This window comes from Lutimonas sp., assembly GCF_051011215.1.
GTDB lineage: Bacteria > Bacteroidota > Bacteroidia > Flavobacteriales > Flavobacteriaceae > Lutimonas.
On the sequence record NZ_JBPCUJ010000026.1, the window covers coordinates 1 to 14,178 of the forward strand.

Below are 14,178 nucleotides of genomic sequence, written 5' to 3' on the forward strand. Positions count from 1 at the left end.
TGTTCTTTGTGATGCTGGTACTAATAACTTCTTTCTTTAGCTGCGCTGAAGAAGGCAAGGATAAAAATCTGCTTATGGATGAAACCTACCTTGAAAAATATGATGGCAGCACCTGGAAGGCCTTTGAGGAAGATATGCGCATTTATATAAAAATAAATGACGACATGAATCAAACTTTAGACATTTGGATGTCTGACCTGGAACTTGAAAAATTGATGGTATCCGACGAATGTTTTGAATTCAGGAGCGAGGTACTGAACAATGAAGATGTGACAATTCTTGAAAATTCAGAAACACAACTAAAATTTACCCATCTCAAAAATGACACCTATACATTTAGCATGGATGGCAAGCGAATGAAACTAGAATATAAGACCTCAAATAAGCTAAAAAATCCGATTTATTTTACTAAAACTACAGATGATGTTTCTGAACTTGTCATTTGTGATGAGGAAAGCGAAAAAAATATTTTTGACTGGGAATTTTTAAAACATTAAGTGAATATCGAATCAGAATTATTGAATATCGCAGCATTCGGTCAAGACACAGATCATCTCCATAGGATATTTATGGCTTAGTAAGACTTATTATGTATTGAAACCTAGGAGCTCATATACCTCCGTCCGAGATTTGGTTTGTTTTTCTTCGGAAAACAACTTTGACGCAAATCACGAATTATGAAAACAAATATGAGTTGATGATCATTCCCTTTTAAATGTTTCCTTACTGCTTCTTTTTTCCAGAGAAGCAAAAAGTGAAAAAATAAAACTAAGACATTTAATGTCATAATTCTCTTCAGAATTGTATCCTATATTTGGATCAACTTAAAACAAAAAAAATGAAAAAAATGAAAAAGTTCAATTACTTAATGATTCTATTTATCGCCTTTGCTTTCACGGTGACATCGTGCAGTGATGACGATAACAATGATCATGAATACCATTATGAATATGTAAAAGTCACAAGTGCGGACCTACCGGATGAATTTGTCTATGGCAATACCTATAGAATCGACGTCACCATAGAATTACCTAATAGTTGCTATTATTTCTATAATCAATATGACTATTTCTATGAAGGTACTTCCAGGCTCATTTACCCCATTTCCCATGTAGATGATGGTGTGCCTTGTACACTAAATATTAGAGAAACTACTTTCTCTATTCCAGTTCAGGCGCTGCAAAGAGAAACTTATATTTTTCAGTTCTATCAAGGTCAGGACGAAAATGGACAAGATACGTTCTTAACCATTGAAGTTCCGGTAGTGGATGTTCAAAAAACAGTTTCAAAAAGCGTTGAAAATCCTGAAATAAAGTATTAATAGCATTTTCCCATAATAAATTAAAGAGGCCAGCGTATTTGCTGGCCTCTTTTTATTTCAGTGACCACTTCTTCCAGTCATCCGCTACTTTCTGACTAAAATTAACCTCTGGTGTTTGTATAATACCATTCAAGGCGGTCTCTTTACTTACCGTATTGATCAGGTATTCACCAAGGCTGTCATAATCTATATTGCCTTTGGTCTCTTTGAGCTTCTTAAGCAAATAGTACGTAAAGTAGCCATGTCTGGAACCACTGAAAATTGATGAAGTTTCTCTGGCGGAACTCGATGAAAACACCACCATATTCCCCAGAATCACATTCTTATTGGCTTTTACTTTGATTCCTTTTCTATTGAGCAAGCCATGATTTCGGCCTCCCCCGCTAAAACAGGCATCTAAAAATACCGTCACCTGTTTGGATGGATGTTCGATCAAGGAATGATAGGCATCTGATAAAGGAATACCATATTCCAGATTATTGGCAGAAACATCTACCGGAATAAGCACGGGTGATTTGGTTTTTTCATCAGGTAGGCCATGACCTGAATAATAAAAAATAATCTTTGCCTTGCCTTTTTCAATGCGTGCCAAATTATTGACCCAGGCCAGCCCCTGACTAATTTCTGCCGCTGTGGCATTGCGCAGCAATTTGATATGCCGATCAGGTACACCTAAAGTTTTATGACAATAACTCTTAAAAACTTCGGCATCGTTGACGGCATATTTCGCATTTTGCTCTGTGGTCAGCGAGCGTTGCCTTGAGGTATAATCTTCATTTCCGATGATCAGGGCATAGGTATGCTTTTGTACTTCTCTGGTCACAGGGATATTGATATCCACATCATAAATCGGTGCTTCATTATAACGATGTTCATAATTTTCAAAATAGCGATCGTTATTATCCGAGCCACTTTCAAAGACATAGCCATCCGTAATGGCCTCATCCAAAGGAAAAACCAGGTCTGCAGAAAAATCAATACCGTGGTACTGATCACTACCACTGATCTTAAATTTCAAGGCCTGGTCCCGAAATTCACTATTTACAAAATAGCGATAAGTCATCTTATAGTATTCTCCGGGCAGAATTGTCTTAACCTGCGTATTTTGACGCTGCACAAAATTATTCTTTACCAGTCCCAATAAGATCACACCCGTTTGTCCGCTTGCCACACTAATCTTTAAGCTCTCTGCATTGACCTTACCATCGTTTCGAATGGTAAAATTCAGATCCACCATTTCATTAAGATCGATCCTGTTATTGGCAAACTGAGACTCCGTTTCACGCACCACATAATGAGGTATCACCAATTTAGGTTTGGGTAGTTCTTCTGTTAGGATTCGCACCTCACGTTGCAATACAGGCCCATTAAATTCTTCATCTATCACTTCCAAGTACAGTTTTGCAATACCATTTCGTAAATCCGCATCACCTCTGATATCCACGAATACCGTGCCCTGGCCTCCATCAGGTCCAATAGCAGGGAAATGGCTTATTTCCGCATGTTCGATCAAGGGGTTTTGGCTTCGCAAGCGAACATAGACCTTGTTGGCGTCTCCAATACCTGAATTACTCAAGGTAACTTTTAACCGGGTATAACTATCAGCCTTTAAAATGGGTTTGGTCAAGGTGACATCATCAATACTCAAAATGGGTGGAAACCGCTCTTCATAATACCTAGGTCCTGAAGCCTTGTTTATTTTCATGGTAGAAAGCAGGGCCTGGGATACTTCATTCTTTACGTTATAACTATTCAGATCGGTATAGCCAACATGGTTTTTATAACGCACCAGGTATTTCCCTTTCTTGACCCGGTCCATCACCTCTATGGTTTCCTTTTTCGGTACTGAAACGACTAGTTTATAATTGGATTTTTTCGTTATATAGGTTCTTCGTGAAAGGGTCACATAGTGCTTGCTTCCTGAACTTCGTTTTACATACGTTTTTGTGGCCGGCTGTTTTTTAGCGCTCAGACGATTCTTTAAATTAAAAGAAACAATATAACCATTCCAATCGCCATACTGAGCCTTATAAATAGGGCCTTTTACCTTTTCCACAATACGAACCGCATCACCCTTGGGCACTACGCAGACTAGTTCTGAATCTTTCTTCAAGTCTTTTAGCATGACCATTTTTTTATCAAAAACGGCATACTTGCTATCTCCATGTTGCCCGTAGCCAACAGCAGTCAGTAAAATCAGCCATAAAAGAGGGGGGATTTTTTTCATTTTTATGAGTTCAAAAATTAATCGAATTGTTTGAGCAATACATTTCTATACACCACGTCACGCTGGTCCATTGGAATCTGATAGATCCAAGAGCGTACAGCTTCCAAACTGATTTCTTCCTGTATAAAAGGGATGTGCTTTTTCGTATACACAAAAAGCAACAGACTGTGTTCATCTTCCGAAGGATCGGTTAGTTCAATAGAATAACCAGGATCATAGGCCGGATTGATTGGAAAAAACACTTCTGTTTCCTTGACAAACAGCTGTTCCTTTTTATCACTTAAATATCCAACGTCTTCATTTTCGAAAGGATAGAGCACAAATGACTCCGCCTCATTAAAAGCAAAAACAGTCAGGTAACCGTCATGAGAAGGCGTAAATGAAAAACGTATGAATTCGTTTTCATAATACACCTCCTTTAGGGCATCCACTTCAAAGAAAAATCCAGGATCCCTGGGTTTTTCATAGGTATAGACCAGGGCTTCAATTTCAACTGAGATGACCATATTTCCAAAGCGATCAAAGTCATTGTGCTCAGTATAAATACTGTCAACGAGTATGTTCGCACCCATCTCCGTGTTGGAAATGCCGTAGAAATAGGTTTCTATATGATCTTCACTTCCATAGGAATGCAATAGGTTGGATACCACCAGCTGTTCTGAAATACCGGCCTTTAACAAGGCATTTTTCTTGGCGTCGATCAGGGCTTCATCCAGCCCTTGTTCGGGGGTTTTATCCCGACTGATTGAGCTACCGCTCGCCAGCACCCGTACCTGTTCCTGTGCGGAAAGTGAACTACTTAATAGAATTATAAAACAACATGAAACTGAAACAAACCTGCGCTTAATTAAGGCCGTGTTCCTTTTCATATTTGTTCATTTCATCATTAAAGATCTGTTCAAACTTATACTTGTCAAAGTCAAGTTGCAACTGAGCATCTTTGCTAATACCGTCGTATACGCCAGCCAAAGTAGTTTCCTTTGAACTCTCAATAGCAATCCAATAACTATAGAGCCCGTCTTTTTGTTTATAGAGCTTTTCTCCGATCACACGAACGTCTTTCACATCTAAGCGAACCACCTCACGAGACATCTCTTCGAATTTGTTCTCAAAGTCTTTTTTACTTCCCACAGAACGTTGGTTGGTATACTGTTCTGTGACTCTTTTGATCACGGCATTGATATTACCCGCCATTTCGGCTTTGGCATTTTGTTCGGCAATCTTTTTGGCCGTTGCCAGATCGGAACTTTCACCTACCTGTTTTGCCCTAAAAAAGTCTTTATTATTTTCATATTGCTTGCCCGAAAAAGGGATGGCAATTTCAGTAGAATCTTCAATTTTAGCAATTTCTTTTTTAGATTTACAGCCGATCGCTGCGAGGGATAATACAAATAAAATAAGGTGTAATTTTTTCATTTCCATAGTATTAGGGGGTTTTAATTATACAAAAATTAACTTTACCCCCTGATATTTACAACAATCATACCGAAAAAGAATTTGGCTTTAATAATTACTGAAATAAAAGGTCGATCAAACAGAATAAATCACTGATATAACAAGGCCTTGAAGCCGGTAAAAATAAACTTAAAAAAAAGTTAAAAAATCATAAAAAACACATGGAATTTAGATTCCAATCAGCAGGTAATTTAGTGTTTTTCACTCGTAAAAGATCCGTTTTTAACTTGAAATTGCAGATGTTTTTGTAGGTGTGTTTGGACCTGTTTTGGAGGTGAATAATCTCCAAATTATTCCTCCAAATCAAAATTTTGATCGGGTACCTTTTTTGAATAAAATCCATCTTTGAGCTGATCCGTTCTCATGGCAGGTACCCGTTTAAAATGGTATCGAAAATAATTGTACTGATCCACTTGAATACATGGCAAAGGGCAATCTCCTACCGCCCAAAAAAAGTCGATCCCTTCCGGGCTATACATGGGTGTATCATCCAAGTCGTTTTCAGTAAATGTAGCCTCTACATACTTTGAATTTCCCTGTGGTTCTATCATGTGATTTAACGTAAAAGTATCCAGTGTGGAATGAGCCTCATTGTCGGTTAGTGCTGCTATATTCAGGTTAAAAAAGGTCGTCACAAAGATCAAGACGACGGATATGACCAGCGATAATCGAATCATCCACATTCTTTGGTGTACCACCCATGCCATGATCACGGCGCTTAGTAATATCAAAAAACCTAAATAAAATCTGTATTGTGGAGAACTCAACCATAGCAAAAGAAACTGCAGCATACTTACGGCATAGAGCAGCCATAGCGTTTTCTTTTCCTTTCTAAAAAAGAGCAACACAGGAAACACAGCCAGCAGTAAGATCCAATACTTGTTAAAATACCCGTGCAATCCAGACATGCCTATCCAGCTTAGAAACAATTCCAGCGTGTTTTTGCTCAGATAATCTTCTGTAGCGAGGTAAAACCCGAAAGCTTTGGTACTGTCTACTATATAGCTCAATAAGTCCGGTGGTAGCAACCAATCCAGTCCTTTTACAGCTGAAAATGACAAGGGATACAACACATAGCCGGATATGATATAGTTCTTTAGGCCAAACAATACAGCCGCCAAAAGTCCGGTACCAAGTACCAGCCATTTTTTCCCTTTTGCACTTTTCTTATAAAACAACCAGGCAGCCAAAGGAAAAACAAGTAATAGCGCGGCGGTAACTTTTATAAACGAGGCAAAAACTGCCAATAGCAACATAAGGGGAATCGTCGAAGCTCCGTCTTCCTCCACATGGTCAAAAAACGCTCCAACAATCAGGACGCTCAGCACATATATCGGTAAATCAGGAGACGGGGAAGAAAGAAACTGAAACAGCAACACATAAAACACCGGAAACAGACCGATGATCAGGGAGCTTATTTTTTTAGACTCGAAGTATTGGTGAAGTTGATCCAATGCATATAAGGTCACCAAAACAAGGCAAAAACCATTGAGATCATTAAAATGAGGGTATAAAAAATCGAGGTTTAAGCTACTTTGGGCAATATGCCAGCCTGAATGCTGTGCTAAAAACAAATGTAAGTTCGCCAATCCAGGGACGAATCCATAGTGATCGAGCCATTTGATGGTAGCCACATAATAGGTTTCGTTATCAAGAATAAAGGGAAGGCCAGCACTTTTAAAGGCCGCTAAAAAAAAGATGATGACAAACAAGGCCTGAAGAAATTGGTTCATCCCTTTCCATATTTCCTGCAAGCGCTTTAAATAATTCTGGAAATCTTTTCTTGTGAGGCTGAAAATAACTCCGACCAAAATCAGTAAAGACAGTTCAAAATAGAGAGATAGGCCTGCAAATACGGCATACATACTTGCTAAGAGTGTGGTACACAAAATACCGACAAAAGGAACAACGGCTACATGAGCTTTGTTAATTCCGAGCCTTGACACGGCTGCATTACCGATAACAGCACTGACAAAAAATAAAAAAAACCAGTATAGAATTACAGCGATCATATCATCAAAACGGTCCGAATTTATAGTTCATGTTTAGCAAGTGAATATAATTATAATCAGGATATGTTTCATAAAAAAGGTTTGTTCCATATGTCCGTTAAAACACGCTATGGAACAAACCAATTATTTTATACCAGGCACAAGCTGTGCATTATCTCTGATCTGCTTGGTGCCTTTAGGGTCGCTGAGCAAAACATATTTCCTGAGAAATAAACGCTTTTGCCGCAAGCATATTTTTAATCTCCGGCTGCATAACAAGACCTGCCTTCTTGACATTCTGAAGTAGATACCAGGCCATTGTCAGGTCCTGATCCTCCGGCAGATTTGATGCACCAGCAAATGGTATTGGCATCATCTAATAAAAGCCAGGGCTGCTCACCACCTTCCATCATGCCATATGGGTTTCTGGCACGAAGATATTTACATATTGAATTATTTTTTGATTTCATAAACTCTTTTGCTAGGATATTTCTGTAATTGCTTGTTTTATTATCGATTTAAATAAAGGCACCTTATAGGCATTCTTTGAGAGAGGGCGTGCTACAGACATGGCTGCCTCAGCCGCTTTCTCAGCATTCTCATCATTAATGTTCATTTTTTGCATGGCCTCCTGTGCCGGTACAGAACGATAAGGAGTTGGCGCAGCAGCTCCGAGTACGATGCTTGCTTCTTTACAGGTATCGCCCGAAACTTCCATCACCACCGCTACATCACCCAAGGACCAGTCATAAGATTCTCTGGCCACATGCTTGACATAAATACTTTTGGTATTTTTCGAAGGAGGTGGCAAAATGATATCCGTAATGATCTCCTTTGATGTTAAAACAGTTTCCATGGAGATATCCTTCGCTGCGGTTACAAAGAAATCATCGATACCTACAGCTCGCTTCTTTCCATCCTCTCCTACGATTACCACACTGGCATTAAAAGCCATCAGTGCCGTGGCAATGGAAGATGCGTGAACACTTACGCAAGAGCCATTGTCAATGATGGCGTGATTTTCATTTTCTCCGGTTTCTGAATGCCTGGCAAAACAACGATCGCCTGCCTTTCTAAAACACTGGTGATCGGCAGATCTAAAGTACCAGCAGCGATTGCGCTGGGCCAAATTTCCACCTAAGGTTGACATATTGCGGAGCTGTGGTGTTGCCGCATGATTGACAGCTTGGTGCACTGCCAGGTATTTTTCTTTAATTTCATTATTGGAAGCAAGCTCCGCAAGGGTTACATTCGCTCCAATGCTCATTCCTTCTTTCTTATCGAAACGTATCGTATCAAGTCCGGGGATATTTCGAATATTGACGATCTTTTCAGGTCTTAAAAGTCCTTCTTTCACCCAATCCAACACATCTACCCCACCCGATTTAAAAACGGCTGCCCCATTTGAAGATTCATACAATTGCTCGGAAACAGTTGAATTCACCTGCTCCAGTGCATCTTCAAGAGATTTGGCTTCGTACCAACTAAATTTATTCATATCTTATTATTTAAGAGACTTTTGATGATCTGGTCTCATGCTAAACTTTCTTTAAGGCTGTTAAAATACTTGCCGGAGTGATCGGTATTTCATGAATACGAACTCCAATGGCATTGTACACGGCATTGGCAATAGCGGCTGCTGTGGCAATATTGGCAGGTTCACCAATACCGTAGGCATCTGTCGACGACCTGCCTCCATATTCTTCTACGATGATCGAATCTATTTGAGGAATTTCCATCGAAAACGGTGTTTTATACTGATCGACATTAGCATTCATCATATGACCCGTGCCATTGTCCATGACTCGATTTTCATACAGGGCATAGGAAACGCCCTGAATAACACCTCCGTTGATCTGGCTCTCCAGTTGTCCGATATTCAACGGACGCCCGCAACTATGGGCGGCAACGATCCTGTCAACTTTTATAAAACCAGTATTGGTATTCACGCTCACCTCTGCAAATTGAACCGAGCCCAGATCACCATAGGCAAGACCCCAGGGCTGCTGGAACCCTCCATAGTCATCCGAACGACTCTCTACTTTAGAGATCTGACTCGTGCGCATCAAACTGGTCGCCTCTTTAAAAGACATTTTCTGACTGTCATCTTTACTATTCACCACTTCTCCATCGCTCATACGTAGATTTGAAGAATCAGTTTCCCATTTTTTGGCCACTAATTTTAATAACTCTTTTTTGGCTTCAAAGGCCGCATTTCTGGTAGGAGGCGTGATGGATCCTGTGACCACACTTCCTCCTGATCCTGGTCCTACCGGGAAAAATGTATCCCCAATATTCACAGCAATATGCTCCACATCAAGGCCGAGTTCTTCGGCCACCACCTGGGCTAAAATCGTTTTGGTTCCGGTTCCAATATCCTGAACACTCGATCTGATCTCAACCCCACCACCTTTGTGAATCTTTACTTCTACAGAAGAATCTAAGGTTACAAATCGGGGCCAGGTAGATTGCCCAACGCCAAGTCCTTTCTTCACCACACCTTCAGCCGAACCCGCAGGTTTTCTTCTCGACCAATCAAAAAGTTTGGCGCCTCGTTGACGTTCTACTTTCCTGACTTCACTCTTGTCAATTTTATCACGGTATGCCAAAGGATCCAAATCCAGTTTTTCAGCCAGTTCGTCGATGGCCTGTTCGAGACCAAAGGCACCCTGTACATTTCCAGGAGCACGCCAGGCAGCTCCTGGCCCTGCATTGGTCAATACATCATATTGTTCTGTGGCAAAGTTCTCACAGGTATATAAGATCTGTGCAATCCTACCTACTCCGGCTCCAAGGCCTACACCAGCTGTTCCGTGCGAACGCTGTTGTATGCCCGTCAGTGTTCCGTCTTTTTTAGCTCCAATTTTCAACCATTGAATTGAATTAGGTCGGTTCCCTTCGGCTATATGCTCTTCTTGTCTGTCGAGCATCAGCCAGACAGGTCTTCCTGTTTTCTTCGCCAGATTTGCTGCCATGGGTCCAAAACTTCCGGCACTGTGTTTGGCTCCAAATCCACCCCCCATAAACTCGCAAATGACGCGTACCTTACTTTTAGGCAATCCAAAAACACTGGCCATCTCATTTCTCACAGAAGCCGTGTTTTGCGTAGAGGCATAAATAGTCATCATATCCGGTCTCCAATCGACCACAACACCATGGGTTTCTAAAGGCATATGTGTGTGAACCTGAGTTCGGTAGGTGTTTTCTATAATTACATCTGCTTCCTTAAAACCAGCTTCCAAATCCCCTCTGGGACCTCCGAAAAAACTACTTGTCGAAGGGCCGCGCACATTTCCTGTTCCTTTACTTCCGTCATGGGTCTCACCCACATCTCCTCCGTCTTCCTGTTGCTTGATCGGTTGCTTAAACACAATAGGCGCATCCTTTAACATGGCCGAATCAAGATCGATCACAAAAGGTTTCTCTTCATATTTGATAGAAATCAATGCAACCGCGTCTTTGGCGATGGCCAGACTTTCTGCTGCCACACCTCCTAAGGGTTGGCCCACATATTTGACCATGGGGTATTTCCCGTTCTCATTTTCCTTTCCGTCTTTTTCTTCATTCTCTATCAGATGAATGGCATGTACTCCTTCTAGTTGAAGGGCCTTGCTCACATCAATAGATGAGACAACAGCATGAGGCACCTTAGAACGAAACATCTTGGCGTATAACATGCCCTGTAATTTCAAATCTGAGGTATATTTCGCCTTACCAGTTACCTTATCAAGGGCATCTATTCTGGTGACCCTTTTCCCAATATGTTTTAATTTGTCATTAACGGGCCAGGCTGGTGGCTCATTGATGGGTATATCTCTTTCTATTTCACCTAAGTTATGCCCAGGAATACCATGTGGTAATTTTTCTTTTCTTGTATCCATATTAACTAGATTTTTTTGCTGCGTCTAAGGTTGCTTTAAATACATGCGGATAGGTTCCGCATCGGCATAGATTTCCTCTGGTAGCGCTTTTGACGTCATCAAGGGTTGGGTTCGGATTATGATCGAGCAGATGGGCACATGACATGACCATACCTGGTGTACAGTATCCGCATTGAGAAGCATCGTGTTCAATAAAGGCTTCCTGAACGGGATGTAAGTTTCCGTTTTTGGCGATGCCTTCGATAGTGGTCACTTCTTTATCGCCCACATCGAATACAGACATCATACATGAATTGACGGGCTTCCCATCAACATATACCGTACAGGCAGAACAGGATCCTCGGTCACAAACTACTTTGGTTCCGGTAAGTTCTAAATGATCTCTTAAGGCTGAGGCAAGAGTGGTTCTTGGTTCCACACTCAGTGTTTGAACCAGTCCATTTACCTTCATCTGAATAAGGTTGGCCCCTGGGCCATATTCCTTGCCTTTTGCAAGACCTTCTTCGAATTCAAAAGCAAGGGCATTCGTCGTCAACAATACACTTCCGGCCGTAGACAGGCCTGCTCCTCTTATGAAGCTCCTTCTGCTAAAGCCTTTTTTTGAACCGGCATTAGCATCTTGTTTTTTATCTTCCATAAATATAAAATATGGGGTTGTAACTTGTTTGGTTTTAAAAGAAGCCTGAAGTTACGATATTATTCAGCAAATAGCCAATTGAAACTTGAAATTTTAAGATTTCTATAACATTTATGTAGCATATGATAACAAATATCACGATGGGTTTCATTATTTACAATCAACCTTATCCATAGTGAATCGCTAAACAGAAGAAAGCAGCTATGTGATGAGCTGATGATCCAAATCTGACTAGCTCAGCTTGAAATCGATACATATTTGCTGAGACGCTGCTATATTTTCATGATGATTCAGAAAAATCGACTGGCCTTGATAATCTGCTTCGATCAACCAATAAAAACCTCTAAAATAGCTTTTAAGCACGCTGGCTTTTTCAGGAGAATCTGCTACTATGTTGATCTGATGCGGATAGATGAGTTGATTTTTACCATTGAGCGCTACTTCATTGACATCGTCAAAAAGAGAGGCTACATATTTATTAGCAGGTTTGGTATAGAGTTCATGTGGCGTTCCTGCTGCAATGATCTTCCTATGTTGAATCACGATCATCTTATCAGCAAACGACAGGGCATCCTCGGCGTCATGAGTGGCTACAATACAAGAAATGTTCTTTTCCTTTAAATAGGAGAATAACATTCTCCTCAAGGAGCGCTTTTTAAAATTATCGATCTGGCCAAAGGGTTCATCCAACAATAACAATTCGGGTTCTTTTGCCAGGGCCCTGGCAATGGCCACTCGCTGTTGCTGACCTCCGGAAAGCGTTTTTACCTTCACCTCAGCAAAGTCAGTCATTTCAATGACCTCCAATAATTCATCTGTCCGTTTTTTTGATTCTTCGTGATAAATTCTCGACAAAAATTTAGAAATGTTGTCTGCCACAGTGGTGTAAGGCATCAGATCAAAATCCTGTGCCACATACTTAAAGTTCTTCATCCCTGGTATCAGATGAAAAGCCGGACCAAGTACCTGTTCTTCATTCCAAGAAATCGAACCCTTATCCAAGTCATAAAGTCCATAGATCACTTTTAGAAGCGTAGATTTTCCACAACCACTTTCACCCATCACACATAAATGCTCCCCTTTCTCGAGCTTAAAATTAATAGTATCGAGCAGGGCAGTCTCCTCCTTATAGCGAAAAGCGATATCGTTTACTTGTAGCATGCCACAAAAATAAATTTTAAAAGTTAAGAATGGAATTTTTCTTGAAAGACTTCAAACAAAAATTTAAACCCTTCCTAAAATAGACCCCATTGAATCAGTTTATAATTCTTGTGAGAATCACATCTTTTAATTCAATGGATTTTTCTCCAGGAATTTCGGTGCTTGACACCTTCAATTCAATGGCACCTGCAGGGATTTCAAGTGTTGCCACCTTTATCGTTTTCCAGTCGGTCTCCGGAGCCTCTACTTCTCTCGGAATTCTGTCATGACTTTTTCTCGGCGTATGCTCAAAAGCGGCTAAGTCAGCTACCCTTATTTTTTGATCGCCCAGCTCAAGCAACAAGGTGGCACCTACATTCTTTTTTGAAAGGGCATAATTGATACGTATCTCATAGGTTCCTGCTTCCACAATACGTAGATTCCAGGAAGCATACGCATTTGTTTTTGTCCAGTCATCGATCCAGTCATGGGCCCAGCCATAGAGGCTATGATAGGCAATGCCTGTATGACGGCGGTCCTTTCTAAATTCAAATTCAGGAAAGAGATTGGCTTCATGCGCCGGCAATACTGTTGAAGGATAATCTGCATAACCCACCGGGATTTCTTTGACTACAGTTTCTTGTAGAAATTCGTTATACCAGTTTTGATAGCTGCTATTCAAATCTTCATAGATCTTAGGAAAATCTGACCTGATATCATCTTTTTGACCCTCATCCTCAGCCAGATTATATAGCTCCTCATTGATCATCAAATGATTATCTGACAAAACTCTTTTGTTACCGCCCCATTCCATAAACAGCTCTCTTGCCGGCAAAGAGCCAGCGTCAGTAAGCAGTGCTTTAAAATTAATTCCATCCAATGCATTCTTTGGCCTATACTCAATACCGAGCAAATGTATCAGTGTGGGCAATACATCAATATGTGCCAGCGGAAAGTCATTTCGAATACCCGGTTCTATTTGATCTTTCCAGTTCATAAAAAAAGGAACTCGCACACCACCTTCGTTTACCTGACCTTTTCTTCCTTTTAAACCTTTGTTATATCGCAGGTTCAGGGGGCCGTTATCAGACATGTAAATAATCAAGGTGTTGTCTCGGATTTTGAGTTTTTCAAGCCCTGCTAACAACCTACCTATATTGTCATCAATGTTTTCTGCCATCCCATACATGGTGGCATTAAAATCATCTGCGCCTTTCCCTTTGAATTTATCAAAATAGGCATCGGGTACCTGCAGCGGTGTATGTGGTGTTTGATAGGGAACAAAACAGAAAAAAGGTTGATTTATTGATGACTTTTGTTTCATAAAGCTGAGCGCTTCATCGGTCAAAACATCAGGCAGGTAGCCTTCTGCATAGAATGGTTTTCCATTTTTCTCTACGGTAGTATCAAAATAACTCGACCAATGGCCTGAAGTAAAGCCTACAAATTCATCAAACCCCCGGCCCATAGGATGGTAAGGATAATGGGCCCCATTATGCCATTTCCCAAAAATACCGGTGGCATAG

The 14,178-nt window shown here is 40.7% G+C and carries 12 protein-coding genes; 2 read left to right on the top strand and 10 right to left on the bottom strand.

Features of this window, described 5'->3' with window-relative positions; all coding sequences use genetic code 11:
• Together ACR2MV_RS03035 and ACR2MV_RS03040 are read left to right on the top strand one after the other, a co-directional pair.
• Positions 1-497: hypothetical protein (locus tag ACR2MV_RS03035; protein ID WP_434020422.1), on the top strand; the 497-nt coding region annotated here is incomplete at its 5' end.
• Positions 498-838: 341 nt separating this feature from the next.
• Positions 839-1,321, top strand: coding sequence for a hypothetical protein (locus ACR2MV_RS03040; protein WP_434020423.1), 483 nt, complete (start codon positions 839-841; stop codon positions 1,319-1,321).
• Positions 1,322-1,373: 52 nt separating this feature from the next.
• Here ACR2MV_RS03040 and ACR2MV_RS03045 read toward each other — a convergent pair whose 3' ends face one another.
• The 10 genes from ACR2MV_RS03045 to ACR2MV_RS03090 all read right to left on the bottom strand — a co-directional run.
• Positions 1,374-3,548, bottom strand: a complete 2,175-nt coding sequence (locus tag ACR2MV_RS03045) for a caspase family protein (RefSeq protein WP_434020424.1) — start codon at positions 3,546-3,548, stop codon at positions 1,374-1,376.
• A gap of 17 nt (positions 3,549-3,565) precedes the next feature.
• Positions 3,566-4,417 carry a hypothetical protein gene (locus ACR2MV_RS03050; RefSeq protein ID WP_434020425.1) on the bottom strand — a complete coding sequence of 284 codons (852 nt, stop codon included), beginning with the start codon at positions 4,415-4,417 and terminating at the stop codon, positions 3,566-3,568.
• The gene (locus tag ACR2MV_RS03055; protein ID WP_434020426.1) at positions 4,392-4,964 is read right to left on the bottom strand and encodes a hypothetical protein; all 573 of its coding nucleotides are present in this window, start codon (positions 4,962-4,964) and stop codon (positions 4,392-4,394) included. Before ACR2MV_RS03055 ends, ACR2MV_RS03050 begins: the two co-directional genes overlap by 26 nt.
• A gap of 329 nt (positions 4,965-5,293) precedes the next feature.
• Positions 5,294-7,015, bottom strand: coding sequence for an LIC_10190 family membrane protein (locus tag ACR2MV_RS03060; RefSeq protein WP_434020427.1), 1,722 nt, complete (start codon positions 7,013-7,015; stop codon positions 5,294-5,296).
• A 236-nt stretch (positions 7,016-7,251) separates the two neighbouring features.
• Positions 7,252-7,464, bottom strand: a complete 213-nt coding sequence (locus ACR2MV_RS03065) for a hypothetical protein (RefSeq protein WP_434020428.1) — start codon at positions 7,462-7,464, stop codon at positions 7,252-7,254.
• Positions 7,465-7,475: 11 nt separating this feature from the next.
• Positions 7,476-8,492, bottom strand: a complete 1,017-nt coding sequence (locus ACR2MV_RS03070; protein WP_434020429.1) for an FAD binding domain-containing protein — start codon at positions 8,490-8,492, stop codon at positions 7,476-7,478.
• 40 nt (positions 8,493-8,532) lie between these two features.
• A complete protein-coding gene (locus tag ACR2MV_RS03075; protein WP_434020430.1) occupies positions 8,533-10,875 on the bottom strand; it encodes a xanthine dehydrogenase family protein molybdopterin-binding subunit in 2,343 nt (780 codons plus the stop codon).
• A gap of 1 nt (position 10,876) precedes the next feature.
• Entirely contained in the window at positions 10,877-11,512 is a 636-nt protein-coding gene (locus tag ACR2MV_RS03080; RefSeq protein WP_434020431.1) for a (2Fe-2S)-binding protein, read from the bottom strand.
• Positions 11,513-11,743: 231 nt separating this feature from the next.
• Entirely contained in the window at positions 11,744-12,673 is a 930-nt protein-coding gene (locus tag ACR2MV_RS03085; protein WP_434020432.1) for an ABC transporter ATP-binding protein, read from the bottom strand.
• Positions 12,674-12,767: 94 nt separating this feature from the next.
• The coding region (locus ACR2MV_RS03090; RefSeq protein WP_434020433.1) for a sulfatase-like hydrolase/transferase at positions 12,768-14,178 on the bottom strand (1,411 nt) is incomplete at its 5' end.

Coding starts and splice junctions, on each gene's coding strand:
- ACR2MV_RS03050 (WP_434020425.1), bottom strand. CDS start 4,417: ATGAAAAGGAACACGGCCTTAATTAAGCGCAGGTTTGTTTCAGTTTCA.
- ACR2MV_RS03065 (WP_434020428.1), bottom strand. CDS start 7,464: ATGAAATCAAAAAATAATTCAATATGTAAATATCTTCGTGCCAGAAAC.
- ACR2MV_RS03075 (WP_434020430.1), bottom strand. CDS start 10,875: ATGGATACAAGAAAAGAAAAATTACCACATGGTATTCCTGGGCATAAC.
- ACR2MV_RS03045 (WP_434020424.1), bottom strand. CDS start 3,548: ATGAAAAAAATCCCCCCTCTTTTATGGCTGATTTTACTGACTGCTGTT.
- ACR2MV_RS03070 (WP_434020429.1), bottom strand. CDS start 8,492: ATGAATAAATTTAGTTGGTACGAAGCCAAATCTCTTGAAGATGCACTG.
- ACR2MV_RS03060 (WP_434020427.1), bottom strand. CDS start 7,015: ATGATCGCTGTAATTCTATACTGGTTTTTTTTATTTTTTGTCAGTGCT.
- ACR2MV_RS03085 (WP_434020432.1), bottom strand. CDS start 12,673: ATGCTACAAGTAAACGATATCGCTTTTCGCTATAAGGAGGAGACTGCC.
- ACR2MV_RS03080 (WP_434020431.1), bottom strand. CDS start 11,512: ATGGAAGATAAAAAACAAGATGCTAATGCCGGTTCAAAAAAAGGCTTT.
- ACR2MV_RS03040 (WP_434020423.1), top strand. CDS start 839: ATGAAAAAAATGAAAAAGTTCAATTACTTAATGATTCTATTTATCGCC.
- ACR2MV_RS03055 (WP_434020426.1), bottom strand. CDS start 4,964: ATGAAAAAATTACACCTTATTTTATTTGTATTATCCCTCGCAGCGATC.